This window comes from Haloferax litoreum (assembly GCF_009674605.1).
Classification (GTDB): domain Archaea; phylum Halobacteriota; class Halobacteria; order Halobacteriales; family Haloferacaceae; genus Haloferax; species Haloferax litoreum.
The window spans coordinates 2103427-2115951 of sequence record NZ_WKJO01000001.1; the positions used below are offsets into that span (position 1 = coordinate 2103427).

19 protein-coding genes and 2 tRNA genes are annotated in these 12525 nt (G+C 62.5%); 4 read left to right on the forward strand and 17 right to left on the reverse strand.

Annotation, left to right across the window (positions count from 1 at the left end):
* Positions 1 to 134: 134 nt before the first annotated feature.
* Entirely contained in the window at positions 135 to 695 is a 561-nt protein-coding gene (locus tag GJR96_RS10825; RefSeq protein WP_151162942.1) for a hypothetical protein, read from the forward strand.
* A 102-nt stretch (positions 696 to 797) separates the two neighbouring features.
* Entirely contained in the window at positions 798 to 1028 is a 231-nt protein-coding gene (locus GJR96_RS10830; RefSeq protein ID WP_151162943.1) for a hypothetical protein, read from the forward strand.
* 294 nt (positions 1029 to 1322) lie between these two features.
* Here GJR96_RS10830 and GJR96_RS10835 read toward each other — a convergent pair whose 3' ends face one another.
* Positions 1323 to 2285 carry a zinc-dependent metalloprotease gene (locus tag GJR96_RS10835; RefSeq protein ID WP_151162944.1) on the reverse strand — a complete coding sequence of 321 codons (963 nt, stop codon included), beginning with the start codon at positions 2283 to 2285 and terminating at the stop codon, positions 1323 to 1325.
* A gap of 178 nt (positions 2286 to 2463) precedes the next feature.
* Here GJR96_RS10835 and GJR96_RS10840 point away from each other — a divergent pair, with 178 nt between their 5' ends.
* On the forward strand, positions 2464 to 3282 hold the full coding sequence (locus GJR96_RS10840; RefSeq protein ID WP_151162945.1) for a VOC family protein: 819 nt from the start codon (positions 2464 to 2466) through the stop codon (positions 3280 to 3282).
* A 34-nt stretch (positions 3283 to 3316) separates the two neighbouring features.
* Here the strand turns inward: GJR96_RS10840 and GJR96_RS10845 are convergent, their stop codons facing one another.
* The 14 genes from GJR96_RS10845 to GJR96_RS10910 all read right to left on the reverse strand — a co-directional run bounded on the left by GJR96_RS10845 (position 3317) and on the right by GJR96_RS10910 (position 10732).
* A complete protein-coding gene (locus GJR96_RS10845; RefSeq protein WP_151162946.1) occupies positions 3317 to 4477 on the reverse strand; it encodes an MBL fold metallo-hydrolase in 1161 nt (386 codons plus the stop codon).
* A 139-nt stretch (positions 4478 to 4616) separates the two neighbouring features.
* A complete protein-coding gene (rpsB, locus tag GJR96_RS10850) occupies positions 4617 to 5399 on the reverse strand; it encodes a 30S ribosomal protein S2 (RefSeq protein WP_151162947.1) in 783 nt (260 codons plus the stop codon).
* Positions 5396 to 6595 carry a phosphopyruvate hydratase gene (gene eno, locus GJR96_RS10855; RefSeq protein WP_151162948.1) on the reverse strand — a complete coding sequence of 400 codons (1200 nt, stop codon included), beginning with the start codon at positions 6593 to 6595 and terminating at the stop codon, positions 5396 to 5398. Before eno ends, rpsB begins: the two co-directional genes overlap by 4 nt.
* Positions 6596 to 6599: 4 nt before the next feature.
* Complete coding sequence (locus tag GJR96_RS10860; RefSeq protein WP_004060263.1) at positions 6600 to 6776, reverse strand: DNA-directed RNA polymerase subunit K; 177 nt, start codon at positions 6774 to 6776, stop codon at positions 6600 to 6602.
* A complete protein-coding gene (locus tag GJR96_RS10865; RefSeq protein WP_058572136.1) occupies positions 6773 to 6967 on the reverse strand; it encodes a DNA-directed RNA polymerase subunit N in 195 nt (64 codons plus the stop codon). The genes GJR96_RS10860 and GJR96_RS10865 overlap by 4 nt, the downstream gene beginning before the upstream one ends.
* A gap of 12 nt (positions 6968 to 6979) precedes the next feature.
* The gene (locus GJR96_RS10870) at positions 6980 to 7378 is read right to left on the reverse strand and encodes a 30S ribosomal protein S9 (RefSeq protein WP_058572137.1); all 399 of its coding nucleotides are present in this window, start codon (positions 7376 to 7378) and stop codon (positions 6980 to 6982) included.
* Entirely contained in the window at positions 7372 to 7809 is a 438-nt protein-coding gene (locus GJR96_RS10875; protein ID WP_151162949.1) for a 50S ribosomal protein L13, read from the reverse strand. The genes GJR96_RS10870 and GJR96_RS10875 overlap by 7 nt, the downstream gene beginning before the upstream one ends.
* A complete protein-coding gene (locus GJR96_RS10880; RefSeq protein ID WP_058572139.1) occupies positions 7806 to 8156 on the reverse strand; it encodes a 50S ribosomal protein L18e in 351 nt (116 codons plus the stop codon). The genes GJR96_RS10875 and GJR96_RS10880 overlap by 4 nt, the downstream gene beginning before the upstream one ends.
* Positions 8157 to 8182: 26 nt before the next feature.
* Positions 8183 to 8267, reverse strand: a tRNA-Leu gene (locus tag GJR96_RS10885).
* A gap of 149 nt (positions 8268 to 8416) precedes the next feature.
* Complete coding sequence (locus GJR96_RS10890) at positions 8417 to 9199, reverse strand: DNA-directed RNA polymerase subunit D (protein WP_058572140.1); 783 nt, start codon at positions 9197 to 9199, stop codon at positions 8417 to 8419.
* A 6-nt stretch (positions 9200 to 9205) separates the two neighbouring features.
* A complete protein-coding gene (locus GJR96_RS10895; protein ID WP_008320582.1) occupies positions 9206 to 9598 on the reverse strand; it encodes a 30S ribosomal protein S11 in 393 nt (130 codons plus the stop codon).
* The gene (locus tag GJR96_RS10900; protein WP_058572141.1) at positions 9595 to 10122 is read right to left on the reverse strand and encodes a 30S ribosomal protein S4; all 528 of its coding nucleotides are present in this window, start codon (positions 10120 to 10122) and stop codon (positions 9595 to 9597) included. Before GJR96_RS10900 ends, GJR96_RS10895 begins: the two co-directional genes overlap by 4 nt.
* On the reverse strand, positions 10119 to 10622 hold the full coding sequence (locus GJR96_RS10905) for a 30S ribosomal protein S13 (RefSeq protein WP_151162950.1): 504 nt from the start codon (positions 10620 to 10622) through the stop codon (positions 10119 to 10121). The genes GJR96_RS10900 and GJR96_RS10905 overlap by 4 nt, the downstream gene beginning before the upstream one ends.
* 25 nt (positions 10623 to 10647) lie before the next feature.
* Positions 10648 to 10732 (reverse strand) — tRNA-Ser (locus tag GJR96_RS10910).
* Between the two features lie 204 nt (positions 10733 to 10936).
* Here GJR96_RS10910 and GJR96_RS10915 point away from each other — a divergent pair.
* Entirely contained in the window at positions 10937 to 11287 is a 351-nt protein-coding gene (locus GJR96_RS10915; protein WP_151162951.1) for a thioredoxin family protein, read from the forward strand.
* A 61-nt stretch (positions 11288 to 11348) separates the two neighbouring features.
* On the opposite strand, the gene GJR96_RS10920 is transcribed toward GJR96_RS10915, so the two are convergent.
* Both GJR96_RS10920 and GJR96_RS10925 read right to left on the reverse strand, forming a co-directional pair.
* Entirely contained in the window at positions 11349 to 12026 is a 678-nt protein-coding gene (locus tag GJR96_RS10920; protein WP_151162952.1) for a TetR/AcrR family transcriptional regulator, read from the reverse strand.
* An 18-nt stretch (positions 12027 to 12044) separates the two neighbouring features.
* Positions 12045 to 12449, reverse strand: a complete 405-nt coding sequence (locus tag GJR96_RS10925) for a zinc ribbon domain-containing protein (RefSeq protein WP_151162953.1) — start codon at positions 12447 to 12449, stop codon at positions 12045 to 12047.
* Positions 12450 to 12525: the final 76 nt, after the last annotated feature.

Consider the following 12525-nt stretch of genomic DNA (forward strand, 5'->3'; position numbering starts at 1 on the left):
GGGCAAATAGGCGTCGGTCGGCCGAGTTTTTCGTCTCATCCGTCCCCGCGTGACTCGTCTCTGGACCGAGACGAACGGTACTTCAGGCGACACTAACCGTCACGTTCTTTCTCGCCGCCGCGGTACCTCCGTCCATGCGCGTCAGAGATTGGCAAGACATCCTCTCGGACGTCGTCGAAGAAGACCGCGACCCCGGCGCGTGGCGCGCCGTCGCGGGAAGTCGACGCGGAGGCCTCGGTGAGGACCTCTTTCTCAGCCACCGCGACGTCGGTGTCTACCAACTCAAGACGTACGCGAAGAACCCGTACAAAGTTCGCGGCGTCGGCACGCGAGTCGCCCGGCGTATCGACGACGGCTTAGAACCGCTGTTCCCGACCCGCGATACAGACGAGGAGACCGGTCGATTCGGCGTTCAGCGCCCACCGGAAGACGAAGACGAGGCCACGTCGATGGCCCGGCGACTCGAAGAGACCGTGAAAGTCCACGCGGAGGCCCCGACGACACCGGACGACTTCTTCACCGACGTGATGGAGGCTCTCGACAGTCCCGCGTTCGGCCCGATGGACTACGAGTTCGACGCCCGTCCCGACAGACTCGACGAGTTGACTGACGAGTTCACCGACGCGAACGACCTCCTCACTACCGAACTCGACGACCTCATCGAGACGGACGAAGTGGACCGCGGGTTCCACTGAGAGCCATCGGTTTCAAACCGTCTCGACACGACGACTCGACATGGACAATCGGGAGACGGCCCGACCGACACACGCAGTCGGGGCGAGGACGTGGGTGATGCGATGGTAGGACCGAGTTTGAGTGACGACGAGATGCGACTCGCCAGCTATCGCCTCCAGATTGGGTTCGTCCTGCTCGTCGGTGTCTCCGCTGGATTCATCGCCCTCGCCGCAGGTGCGGTACTTCCCCAAGTCGGTATCGCTTTCGCCGGCGGAACACTCCTCGGCATCGCACTGCTCGTCTTTCTGTCGTACTGGGGCCGCGAGTTCGTGGGTGTGAACCGACGGCGGTGACGCTGTGAGATTGCTGGACGGTTGTCTACGAAAAAGGTGTCAATATTGTAATCTCTATGCAAATAAGTAAACTCGTTTGAACGTGTGCCATTGAATCGCAGGGTATTTATCTATACCCTGTGCACGCAATATCGCCGGTAACCAGGGCAGGGGCAACGACCTGGTTTCTCACCGGATACGCCGGTCGTGTTGGGATTGGGCTTCTAACACAATACGGCGTACCTACCCAAGGTGCGTGCGCGACCTGAACGACATCAGAACTCGGGTGCGCAACCTGATGGAGTTGCAGTCTCCTCAGGGCGACACCCGAGCAATCCATCGCTCGGGCGCGTCCAATTCTGCATCTGTCGGCAAGTTCTCCGGATGGTCCCACACACGCGACGCCGCAGCGACGCCGCGGTGGTCCGCGACGTACTCGAAGAACCGAGCACCGCGTTCGTACTGTCTGCGTTTGAGTCCGAGTCCGAGTGCGCGGCGGGCGAGTCTGGCGATTGGTCCACCACCCTGTCGCCGTTCGTCGAGTTTTCGCCGCAGGTCTTCGTACTCGTCGTCGAACGCGCGGTCCATCAGTAGTTCCGCGTAGCCTTCGACTGCCGTCATCGCCGTGTCGAGTTCGGCGAACGCGTCTCGGTCGAGGTCACCTTCGACGAGTGCGTCGATGCCACGGTTCATCCGGTTTTCGAGGTGGGTCGAGAGCCACGGGGCCGCACCGAACTCCGCCGCGTGCGACACCTCGTGGAACGCAATCCAGCGGCGGAACCGCGGGTAATCGACGTCGAGTGAGTCGGCGACGCGTCGAATGTTCGGGTGGACGAAGTAGAGGCCGTGGTCGTCGTCGCCCTCTGCGAGGAGCAGGGGGTCGTACTGTCCGAGGACGTTGTTGCCGAGGAACGAGAGGACGAGTGCGAACGTCCCGGTGTTGACCGCGCGGGTCACACCGGGAAGTATCGCCGGCCCGTGTTCCTCGAACGGGGCCATCACCCGACGGAACGTCTCGACGTTCGCGTCTATCCAGTGGTGACGATTCTGCACCTCCACCACGTCGGGAACGTCGAACGTCACTTCGGCGACGTCCGCGAGGCGGTCGCGTGCGTCTCGAACGTCTGAGGCGTACCCCTCGCGTTCGACAGGCGAGAGGTCGAGCGAACCCGGTTCGGTCGCTGCCCGTGCGGCCTCGCCGACGGCGTCCCAGTCGATATTGCCGGTCCCCGTCGCCGAAGCGTCTGCGACGACCCGGACGCTCCGCAGGAAGTTCATACGCTATCGACGGGCGCTGAGGGCAAAACGCTTCGGCCGATATCTGGCGCCGTGAACACTCGAACCAGAACACGGGCGACGGCCGTTGTACCGGGTGTCTCGTCCGAACACGCAAGCGGAGACGAATCAACAGCCAATCGCCCACTAAAGACTATACGGAGTCTCGCGTGGAGGGCGTATGGACCGAACCATCGACCACGTCGCGTTCGGTGGTATGGAGTTGTACGAACTCCGGACCGCCGCCAACGAAGTCGGTCTCACGCCGACGTACGGCGGTGAACACAACACCGGAACGACGCACATGGCAGTCGTCCCCTTTCCCGACGGGTCGTACCTCGAACTCATCGCGCCGACGCTCGGAACCGATGCCGAAGATTCAGGATTCTGGCCGACCCACCTCGCGGCCGACGCCGGCCCAACAGCGTGGTGTCTCGAAGTCCCAGACGTAGCAGCGAGTGCCAAAGCGGCTATCGACGCTGGCGTCCCCGTTGATGGCCCGCACGAGGCCGCACGAGCACGTCCCGACGGCCGCCTCGTCGAGTGGGACATGTGCTTCGAGGGCGACGACTTGCGCCTCCCGTTTACCATCCACGACCGGACCCCGCGCGACTATCGCGTCCCGCGCACGTCGCACAATACGGCGGTGCGCGGCCTGCGGACCGTGGTCGTCGCGACCCGTGACCGCGAGGCGACTGCCTCTCTGTTCGCTCGGCGACACCGCTACTCGTCGCCTGTCGATATCAACGGTCCGTTCACCAACTTCGCAGTCCTTCCGGGCACGCCGCTGGCACTCTGTGAACCCGGTGACGGGGAACTCGACGCCCGCATCGACGAGGTCGGAGAAGGGCCGTGTGCGTTCCTCGTCGGGGTCACGGACCTCGACAGAGCACGACAATCGCTCTCGCTCGGTCCGGAGATACGGTTCAGCGACCGCAGGATGGCGTGGTTCGACCACGACCTGTTCGACCGGCGGTTAGGCGTGGTCGAACTCCCCTGAGACCGGTCCGAGGTACGTCCCGCCCCATCCCGTCTCAGGCGGCGCAGTTGTTCGGCCCGAGTTCGAGTTCAGTCGCTTCCTCTTCGTCCGTCACCGACTCGCGCCCCGTGTTGATTGCGATGACTCGTTCGTAGTTCGGCGGTTTCTCCGGCGTGTCGTCGGCGATGCGATGGACGAACGCGTCTTCGTCGAGTCCGAGGAGGTCCAACTCCTCGCGGAGTTCGCCGAGCGTCGTACTCACGAGTTCGCCCGGCGAGGCGACGCCGTACGTTCCATCGGCGGCGACCGAGACGTGTCCGGGGAGGATTCGTGTCTCCGACGGAAGTGAGAGAATCCGCTCGTGAAGCGTGTCGTAGAGGAGTTCAGCGCCCGTGGCGGCGTCCTCGTCTCCAAACTGGAGTTCGGTGCGACCGACCGACTCGACGAACAAGGTGTCGCCGGTGAGGAGATACCGCCCGTCGACGAGGTAGTTCGTCATGTCAGAGGTGTGCCCCGGTGCGAAGCGCGCTTCGATTTCTACGTCGCCGACCTGTATCGACTCGCCGTCGTCGAGCGGCGTGAAGTCGTACTGCACGTCGCGGTCGGTGGCGTTCGCACCCATGTAGTACGGGACACCGACTCTGTCGGCCAGTGTGCGTCCGCCCGAGATGTGGTCGGCGTGGACGTGTGTGTCGAGGACGGCCGAGATGGTCATCCCTGCGTCGGCGGCGACGAGTTCGAACTCGTGGGACTGCCGTGTCGCGTCCACGACGACGGCCTCCTTCGCCGACTTCGACCCGACGACGTACCCGAGACATCCCTTGGCACGACGCTGTACCTGCGCGAGGTACAGGTCGTCTGACTCGGTATCGAGTTCCACGACTTCGTACAGTTTGCTCCAGTCTTGCATGCCGCCTTTGACGACGGTCACGTCGTCGTACCCACGAGAACTGAGTTCGAATCCGAACGAAGTAGACGAGAGGCCTTTCCCGCAGATAGCGACGATTGGGCCCTTCTCGGCGAGTTCGCCGACGCGTTCCCAGTCCCAGTCACCACCGAGGCCGTCGAGTGGATGGTACGGCACGTTCACGGCACCTGCGATGTGCCACGCGTCGAAACTCTCCGGCGGACGGGTGTCCACCACGGTGAACGACTTCCCAGCGTCGAGGTCTGTCGCGAGTTCCTGGACCGTAATCTGGTGGAGGAGTGTTCCCATGTGTGTAGCTATGGCAATCGCGGCCAATACGGTTTGTGGCGAGGGTGGGTTGGTATCTCTCTTCGGTGTACGAGCGAGATACAACGCTGTCGCTCACCGAACGAGTGTCAGAAAAGTCGGTTCGAAACGGTCGACCCGTCTACAGTTCCGCCTCGAAGTCTTCGAGGGCGTAGACGGTGTCGGTGCCGCGGCGGTCGAGCGTCTCGTTGGCGAGGAGCCAGTAGACGACCGACAGTGCGCGGCGACCCTTGTTGTTCGTCGGGACGACGAGGTCGACGTTGGACGTCTGGTTGTTGGAGTCGCACATCGCGATGACGGGGATACCGACCGTGATGGCCTCCTTGACTGCCTGCGCGTCACCGATTGGGTCGGTGACGACGACCACGTCAGGTTCGATGTAGCCGGCGTAGTCCGGGTTCGTCAGCGTGCCGGGGATAAAGCGTCCCGTGCGGGCACGAGCGCCGACGGCGTCGGCGAACTTCTCGGCCGGGAACCGACCGTACTGACGGGAGGACGTCACCAGAATCTGCTCTGGGTCGTAGTTCGCGAGGAAGTCCGCAGCGGTGCGGATTCGCGAGTCCGTCTGGCTCACGTCGAGCACGTACAGCCCATCGTCACGGACACGGTGGATGAACCGAACCATGTCGTTGGTCTTCTGCTGGGTACCGATGTGGACACCGGCGGCCAGGTAGTCTTCGACCGGGATGAGCAGGTCGGCGTCTTCGTCGGGCATGACGTCCTCGTCGAAGGCCGGCTCTGGCTCTGCTTCTTCGGCCTCGGCAGCCTCGTCGGCCGCCTCGGCGGTCTCTGCTGTCTCGTCTTCGGTGGCGGCCTCGTCGGTGCCCGTCTCGGTGACCGCTTCGGTCTCCGTCTCGGGTTCCTCGTCGGCGACCTCCACCGCGTCGTTTTCGTTGTCGCTCATACTGCGTCGTCCGCGATGCGGATGAGTTCGTTCAGTTTGGCAGTTCGCTCGCCTTGCACCGTGCCGGTCTTGATGAACGGCGCGTCGGTTGCGACGGCGAGGTGTGCGATGGTCGTGTCTTCCGTCTCACCGGAGCGGTGAGAGATGACAGCGTCCATCCCGTTTCGGGAGGCCAGTTCGACGGCGTCGAACGCGTCGGTCAGCGTCCCGATCTGGTTCGGTTTGATGAGGATGGAGTTCGCGGCACCCACGTCGATGCCATCTTGCAGGCGGTCGACGTTGGTGACGAAGAGGTCGTCACCACAGATGAGCGTGCGGTCTCCCACACGGTCGGTGAGTTCCGCGAAGCCCTCGTAGTCGTTCTCGTCGAGGGGGTCTTCGACGTAGACGAGGTCGTACTCGTCGACCATCTCGGCGACGTAGTCGATCTGCTCGTCTGTCGTCTTCGTCTCGTCGCCGTAGTGGTAGACACCATCTTCGAACATCTCCGAAGCGGCGATGTCGAGACCGAAGCGAATCTCGAAGCCGAGTTCGTCCTCGACGTCGGAGACTGCTTCGTCCATAATCTCGAACGCCTCTGCGTCGGAGACTGCTGGTGCCCACGCACCCTCGTCGCCCTTCGCGGCAGGCACACCACGCTCGTCGAGAATCTCGGACGCGCGGGCGTGGACCTTCGCGTTGGCGAAGACGGCCTCGGAGACGCTCGGCGCACCGACTGGTGCGGCGAGGAACTCCTGAATGTTCGTGGCTTCCTTGGCGTGTTCACCGCCACCGATGACGTTCCCGAGCGGCGTCGGGAAGTTGTCGCCGCGGAACGCACCGCCGAGGTGCTGGTACAGGGGTGCACCGAGCACGTCGGCACCGGCCTTCGCGGCCGCCATCGAGATGGCGACGGCGCTGTTGGCACCGATTTCCGAGAAGTTCTCGGTTCCGTCGGCACCACGCAGGGCACGGTCGACCTCACGCTGGTTGCCCGCGTGGACTTCGTCCACGAGACGGGGAACCGCGTGGCGGCGTGCTGCTGCGATAGCCTCGGTCGGCGGCAGTTCGATTGCCTCGTATTCCCCAGTGGACGCACCACTCGGGGCCGCAGCACGACCGAACCCACCGGACGCGGTGAGGACGTCGGCTTCGACCGTCGGGTTTCCACGGGAGTCGAGCACGCGGCGCAGGGAGATGGATGTGATTCGAGTCATGTTCTCACTTACCCTCTCGTTTCACGGTGAACGGAAGGACACCTGCATCGTACTCCTCGGCGGCGATAAGTATTGGTTCGGTCTGCTCGGTCTCTACGAGCACGGGTGCGCCGTAGGAGACCTGCAGTGCTCGCGCACCGAGGATGCGGGCTTTCTCGTATCGGTTGTACCGTTGTATCATTGGTAGGGAGACACGACGTCCACGAGGTCTTTGTGCGATACCATCATCCGCCGGCAGCAGGCACGAGTGACCCCGAGGTCGTCGAGGACATCTGCGGGGTCCTCGTCACCCTCGCGAGCACGGGCCTGGAATTCATCCCAGTGTTCGCCAATCACCTTGCCGCAGGTGAAACACCGGACGGGAATCATCATGGCTAGATCACCTCAGCGGTAGGACTTCTGGTAGCGAGCGCGTGCGCCCGGTCCGCCCCACTTCTTGGGTTCGGACTGGCGAACGTCGTTGACCAGCAGCGAGCGGTCGAACTCCATGTACGCGTCGCGAAGTTCCGCGTCGTTCAGGTGTTGCACCAGCCCACGAGCGAGCGCGGTGCGGACTGCGTCGGCCTGACCGGCCACGCCGCCCCCGTTGACGCGCACGTCGATGTCGACCTGCGAGCGGAGGTCCTCACCTGCGATGCGGAACGGTTCCAGCATCTTCAGGCGAGCCATCTCCGGCTCGACCAGCTCGACCGGCTGGGAGTTGATACGGACTCGACCCTCGCCGTCGCGCACGGTCGCGCGGGCGATGGCGGTCTTCTTCTTACCGGACGTGTTCGTTACCATGTGACGTTAGCACCCAGCTTCTCGGAGACCTCTCCGAGCGAGATGAACTTGATGTTCGAAAGTCGGTCCAGCGAGGTACCGTCGAGCATCTCGCCGTCTTCGTCGAACGGGTTGCCGACGTAGACGCGGATGTTCGAGAACGCCTCGCGCCCGCGGGGCTTCTTGTACGGAACCATCCCACGGATGGCACGCTTGAAGATGCGGTCGGGACGCTTCGGGTAGTACGGACCCTGGTCCGAACCAACGTCGGCGCGCTTGCGGTAGACGCCCATGACGTCCTGTTCGGAGCCAGTGATGACGGCGTCTTCCGCGTTGATGACGGCGACCTTCTCGCCTGCGAGGGCGCGCTGAGCGACCTCAGAGGCGACGCGGCCCATGATGCAGTTCTTGGCGTCGACGACGACGTCGGCGTCGAATTCTGCGAGGCTCATCGGATCACCCGTACGTTGGACCCATCGGGGTTCTGTTCAGCAATCTGTTCGAGCGTCACGACGTCGCCAACCTGCTCGATCTTCTTTCGAGCGGTGGACGAGAAGTCCACAGCAGCGACTGTGACGTTTTTCTGCAGCACACCGCTACCCAGCACCTTGCCGGGCACGACGACGGTTTCGTCTTCCCGAGCGTATCGTTCGATGCGACTCAGGTTGACTTCCGCGTGGGTGCGCCGTGGCTTTTCGAGACGGTCCGCGACATCCTGCCAGACGTTGGCACCGGACTCACGCGAGACCGCCTTCAGCTCGGCGATGAGACTGTTGAGTCTCGGGTTCGTCTTACTCATTGTCTACCTCCAGAGAGAAAGCGGAGTGCAGGGAGCAGGATTTGAACCTGCGGACTCCTATGAGACAGCGCCCTGAACGCTGCGCCGTTGGCCAGACTTGGCTATCCCTGCAAGCATTCCGCTGTACTTCATGCCCCGTAAAAACACCTTCGGTCCGACCGGCCACCGTGAGGCAGTCACACGCCACGCTGTCCGTGGGTTTGACTGCTCGCGGGGTGGGCGAACGTCGATGTTGTGTGTACGGGGCAGTAATCATTCGTTTACAGTGAGACCTTCTCTTCGAGCTCGGCCGCGCGGCCACCAAGAGAGGCGACGGCGCGAAGCACCAGCTCATCGACCGTGAAGGAACCGTCCGTCTCCACACTGAAGACGAACGCTTCCGGCACGTCGTGCACTTCGACCTCTTTACCGGGATACCGCTTCGTCAGGTCGTTGTCGAACTCGCTCGTGACTACGAGGTCACCGTCTTCGGCGTCCTCGTCGTCTGCGTGTTCGGCAGCGGCCTCTTCGATGACGCCGCGGAGAATGTTCGGTTCTTGTTCGTCGAACTCGCCGGCGTCGCCGGTGACCTCCACGCGCTGGAGGTGTCGGTAGCCGACTGCGACCCCGCCTTGATTCTTGGCGTGGTCTTTCCCGTAGCCGAGGACGGCGTCTGCCTCGAATTCGAGGCGCTGACCTTCCTTCAGCTCGATAATTGGGACGTTCTCGTCCGCGGGGACGACCATGTCGTCCGCGGACTCGATGTCCCCGGAGTACGCAGTCGCCGGCCCGTCGACTTCGAGCGCGACGGTGACGGTGTCACCAGGCTCGAACTCGTCGAGGGGCGTGGTCAGCGGAACCAGACCGAGCCGAAGCCCGATCATCTCGTCGAACATGACCGACGTGTTCTCCACGAACCGGACGGTGTCGATGGAGAACGTCGGCACGTCGGCGATCATCGCCCGACGAATGCCGTTGGCTAGCGCCGGGGTCAGACCGCGCGCGACGAATCGGGCGCGTCGGTCTTCGCGTTCGATGAACTCGACCTCGAAGTCGTTTGCCATGGTTGGTTAGAGTCGGCTGTTTTTCGGCGCGCGAGTTCCGTCGTGCGGAATCGGCGTCACGTCCTCGATACGACCGATCTCGAGACCGGCACGCGCGAGGGCGCGAATCGTTGCCTGTGCACCGGGTCCGGGGCTCTTGTTCCGGTTGCCACCGGGGCCACGGACGCGGACGTGCAGACCCGAGATGCCGGCCGCCTTGATCTGGTCGGCGACGCTCTCGGCCATCTGCATGGCCGCGTACGGGGATGCCTCGTCACGGTTCTGCTTGACGACGGAGCCACCGGACGACTTGACGATCGTCTCGGCGCCCGTGATGTCAGTGACCGTGATGAGCGTGTTGTTGAACGATGCGTGGACGTGGGCGATGCCCCACTTGTCACCAGTTTCGGATTCGCTCATTCTTGGGCCTCCGCGCGCTCAGGGTGCAGTTCGTCCGAGAGCGGCGACGTTTCGTCGAAGCTCACGGAGTCCTCTTCGTCGACCTCCACTTTGCGGGAGGGGACGGTCGTTCGAGCGCCGTCGATCGTCACGTGTCCGTGGACGATGAACTGACGTGCCTGCTGCGGAGTCTGTCCGATTCCGTTGCGGTAGGCAATCGTCTGGTAGCGTCGCTCGAGAATGTCCGTCACGTCGAGGCGCAGCGTCTGGGAGATGTCGTCCTCGGCGGACAGAATCCCGTAGCGGCGCAGGCGTGCCATAAACTCGGCTCCGAGCGCCTCTGCTTCCTCGGTGTCACCCTGGGCTTCACCGAGGAGGCGACGTGCCTCACGGCGGATGTTGCGCAGTTCAGACTGCGCACGCCAGAGTTCCTCTTTGTTCTTGAGACCGTAGCGAGAGAGGAGGTCCGCTTCCTGAGCGATACGCTCGCCCTGGAACGGGTGGTTCGGAGTCTCGTAGAACTTGGTGTTTTTACCAGTCGTCATTCTTCTGCTTGCGCCTCCTTGATCTCCTCGACGTTGACACCGATGGTGCCTTCAGTACGTCCAGTGGACTTCGTCCGCTGGCCGCGAACCTTCTGGCCGCGCTGGTGTCGAACGCCTTTGTAGGAGCTGATCATCTTCATGCGGTTGATGTCATGACGACGCTTTTCCTCGAGGTCCGAACCCGTGATGTGGGCGGTCTCACCGGAGAAGAAGTCCTTCTGTCGGTTGACCATCCACTCGGGAGAGTGGTCCTCGAAGTTCTCGACGACATCGACGACGGCGTCGATTTCGTCTTCGGGAAGCTTACCGAACAGCGCCGTTCGGTTGACTTCCGCGGCGTCGGCGATGATGCGCGCTGTGCGCTTGCCGATACCCTTCATGTCCGTCAGACTGCGCTCTACCGTCTTCGTTCCGTCAAGGTCGGTCTGACCAATTCGGATGAAGTAACGGAGGTCCTCTTCCTCCTCCGGAGAGCCGTCCTGTGGTTCTTCTGCACTCATGACTTGGAAAGTCTCGTGTTGTGAGCGTTGCGGCGGGGATTCGAACCCCGGGGGCTTGACGCCACTGAGTTAGCAACCCAGCGCCTTGGGCCAGGCTTGGCTACCGCAACACTGCGTTCGTGTGTTATTTTCGCCCTGTCGGACTCGGGGTATACACCCCTACAGCGATTGCATGCGATACGAGACGGGGGCGTTACTTAAACATCACGAAAGGGTTCCCCCGTGGTACGGCGGGACAGTGCCGCTGACGGGTATTGTGGTGTGTTGTGTCGTCTCACCAAAATCATAACTACCCCAGTTACGTATTCTGGACAATGAGTTCGACAGATTCGGTCACCACGCCGACGAAACCGGTTCACATCGACACCAAAGACGAGTTAGACGACCTCGTGGCTGAACACGACCGCGTCCTCCTCGATATCTACACGAGCGGGTGTGCCATCTGTCAGAGCATCGAACCAGTCCTCGGGACCGTCGCGAAAGTGACCGACGTGGTCGTCGCGATGCTCAACCCGAAGACCGACATGTCCGTCGCCGACGAGTACACCATCCGAAGCGTTCCGACGCTCCTCCTGTTCGAAGACGGCGAACAGGTCGGCCGACTCGACGACGGGTTCCAAGGGGCACAGGCTATCATCGACTTCGTCGAGAACCCGGAACAGTAAGCGCGCAGCACGGGAGTGATTTTCGCGGCGCAGTGAGCAAAAACTGACGAACAGCGACCGGTCAGGCGTCGTAGTCGGTCTCTCGGGTGGCTACGTCGCCCGGTTGACCGCCTTTCGGCATCACGTTGTCTAGCAGGAAGTAGACCGACTCTCGCATCGCCTGTGCCGACTCAGGTCGCGTCCCAGTGACACGGACGTCGAGGCTCCGAAACAGAAACGCCATCAGGTTCTCGGCCATCATCTCGGCGTTCATCTCACGGTAGCGTCCGGCTTTTATCTCCCGCTGGATGAGGGTCGCAAAGGTGTCTATCATGTACGATTCCATCTCGCGGAACTTCTGGCGGTAGTCCTCGTCGTGTATCGTCTGCGTCCGAAGTTCGAAGATGACGCGCTGGAACTGTTCGAGTTCGTCGAGTCCCGGCGGAGTGGCGTGCTCACCGTTGCACTCGTCTGTCGGGAGGACGTACCCGACGAACTTCCGAATTTCCGCGTCGGCTTCGTCGGCGTCGGGGTCGATGGTGGCGATGTAGAGGTCGATGACGTAGTCGAGGAACGCCAACAGCAGTTCGTCCTTGTTTTCGTAGTGGTAGTACAGGAGCGACGTGCTCTTTTCGAACTCGGTGCCGATGTTCTTTATCGAGAGGTCGGCGTAGCCGTGTTTAGCGAGCGCTCTGAGCGTGGCGTCCATGATTGCCTGCTCCGTCTCGCTTCGTCCAGTGTCGATTCGGTCGTTTTCCATGATGTCTCGCGTGATTTGTCAGTCGTCTCGTTGTTCGTCGAGTCGGGTCGTACACCAGTGACAGAAGTCGAGGTCAGGGTCGACGTCCCGACCACACTGTGGACACGACACGGCCTCGGACTCGTCGATGACTGCGGTTCCGCTCGGTTCAGACACCTGCTTCATGCCGAGCAAGAACGCGTCGAGGACGCTGACGAGACTCACAGCGAGGACGGGAAGCACGTCCACGAGCGGTGGTATCTCCCCGCCGGTCGCCAGTGATTCGACCGCTCCTGTGGGGACGAAGAAGACAGAGATGGCGAACGCGAGTGCGACCCAGAGGGCGGCACGACGCCATCGCCGCAGGTAGAGGTGGCCCAGTCCCGTGACGGCGAGGCCAAGTATCGCAGCGAGCCACGGACGAACCTTACTGAGTCCGGACATAGTTGAATTCGATTGGTTCTCGGTCATGAGCGTTCCGTTCGAGGAGTTTCGTGCGGGTGTTCGATGGGTGTCGTTG

What these genes read in the sequence shown, in the direction of transcription:
- GJR96_RS10825 (WP_151162942.1), top strand. Translation starts at nt 135, where the DNA reads ATGCGCGTCAGAGATTGGCAAGACATCCTCTCGGACGTCGTCGAAGAA.
- GJR96_RS10830 (WP_151162943.1), top strand. Translation starts at nt 798, where the DNA reads ATGGTAGGACCGAGTTTGAGTGACGACGAGATGCGACTCGCCAGCTAT.
- GJR96_RS10835 (WP_151162944.1), bottom strand. Translation starts at nt 2,285, where the DNA reads ATGAACTTCCTGCGGAGCGTCCGGGTCGTCGCAGACGCTTCGGCGACG.
- GJR96_RS10840 (WP_151162945.1), top strand. Translation starts at nt 2,464, where the DNA reads ATGGACCGAACCATCGACCACGTCGCGTTCGGTGGTATGGAGTTGTAC.
- GJR96_RS10845 (WP_151162946.1), bottom strand. Translation starts at nt 4,477, where the DNA reads ATGGGAACACTCCTCCACCAGATTACGGTCCAGGAACTCGCGACAGAC.
- rpsB (WP_151162947.1), bottom strand. Translation starts at nt 5,399, where the DNA reads ATGAGCGACAACGAAAACGACGCGGTGGAGGTCGCCGACGAGGAACCC.
- eno (WP_151162948.1), bottom strand. Translation starts at nt 6,595, where the DNA reads ATGACTCGAATCACATCCATCTCCCTGCGCCGCGTGCTCGACTCCCGT.
- GJR96_RS10860 (WP_004060263.1), bottom strand. Translation starts at nt 6,776, where the DNA reads ATGATACAACGGTACAACCGATACGAGAAAGCCCGCATCCTCGGTGCG.
- GJR96_RS10865 (WP_058572136.1), bottom strand. Translation starts at nt 6,967, where the DNA reads ATGATGATTCCCGTCCGGTGTTTCACCTGCGGCAAGGTGATTGGCGAA.
- GJR96_RS10870 (WP_058572137.1), bottom strand. Translation starts at nt 7,378, where the DNA reads ATGGTAACGAACACGTCCGGTAAGAAGAAGACCGCCATCGCCCGCGCG.
- GJR96_RS10875 (WP_151162949.1), bottom strand. Translation starts at nt 7,809, where the DNA reads ATGAGCCTCGCAGAATTCGACGCCGACGTCGTCGTCGACGCCAAGAAC.
- GJR96_RS10880 (WP_058572139.1), bottom strand. Translation starts at nt 8,156, where the DNA reads ATGAGTAAGACGAACCCGAGACTCAACAGTCTCATCGCCGAGCTGAAG.
- GJR96_RS10890 (WP_058572140.1), bottom strand. Translation starts at nt 9,199, where the DNA reads ATGGCAAACGACTTCGAGGTCGAGTTCATCGAACGCGAAGACCGACGC.
- GJR96_RS10895 (WP_008320582.1), bottom strand. Translation starts at nt 9,598, where the DNA reads ATGAGCGAATCCGAAACTGGTGACAAGTGGGGCATCGCCCACGTCCAC.
- GJR96_RS10900 (WP_058572141.1), bottom strand. Translation starts at nt 10,122, where the DNA reads ATGACGACTGGTAAAAACACCAAGTTCTACGAGACTCCGAACCACCCG.
- GJR96_RS10905 (WP_151162950.1), bottom strand. Translation starts at nt 10,622, where the DNA reads ATGAGTGCAGAAGAACCACAGGACGGCTCTCCGGAGGAGGAAGAGGAC.
- GJR96_RS10915 (WP_151162951.1), top strand. Translation starts at nt 10,937, where the DNA reads ATGAGTTCGACAGATTCGGTCACCACGCCGACGAAACCGGTTCACATC.
- GJR96_RS10920 (WP_151162952.1), bottom strand. Translation starts at nt 12,026, where the DNA reads ATGGAAAACGACCGAATCGACACTGGACGAAGCGAGACGGAGCAGGCA.
- GJR96_RS10925 (WP_151162953.1), bottom strand. Translation starts at nt 12,449, where the DNA reads ATGTCCGGACTCAGTAAGGTTCGTCCGTGGCTCGCTGCGATACTTGGC.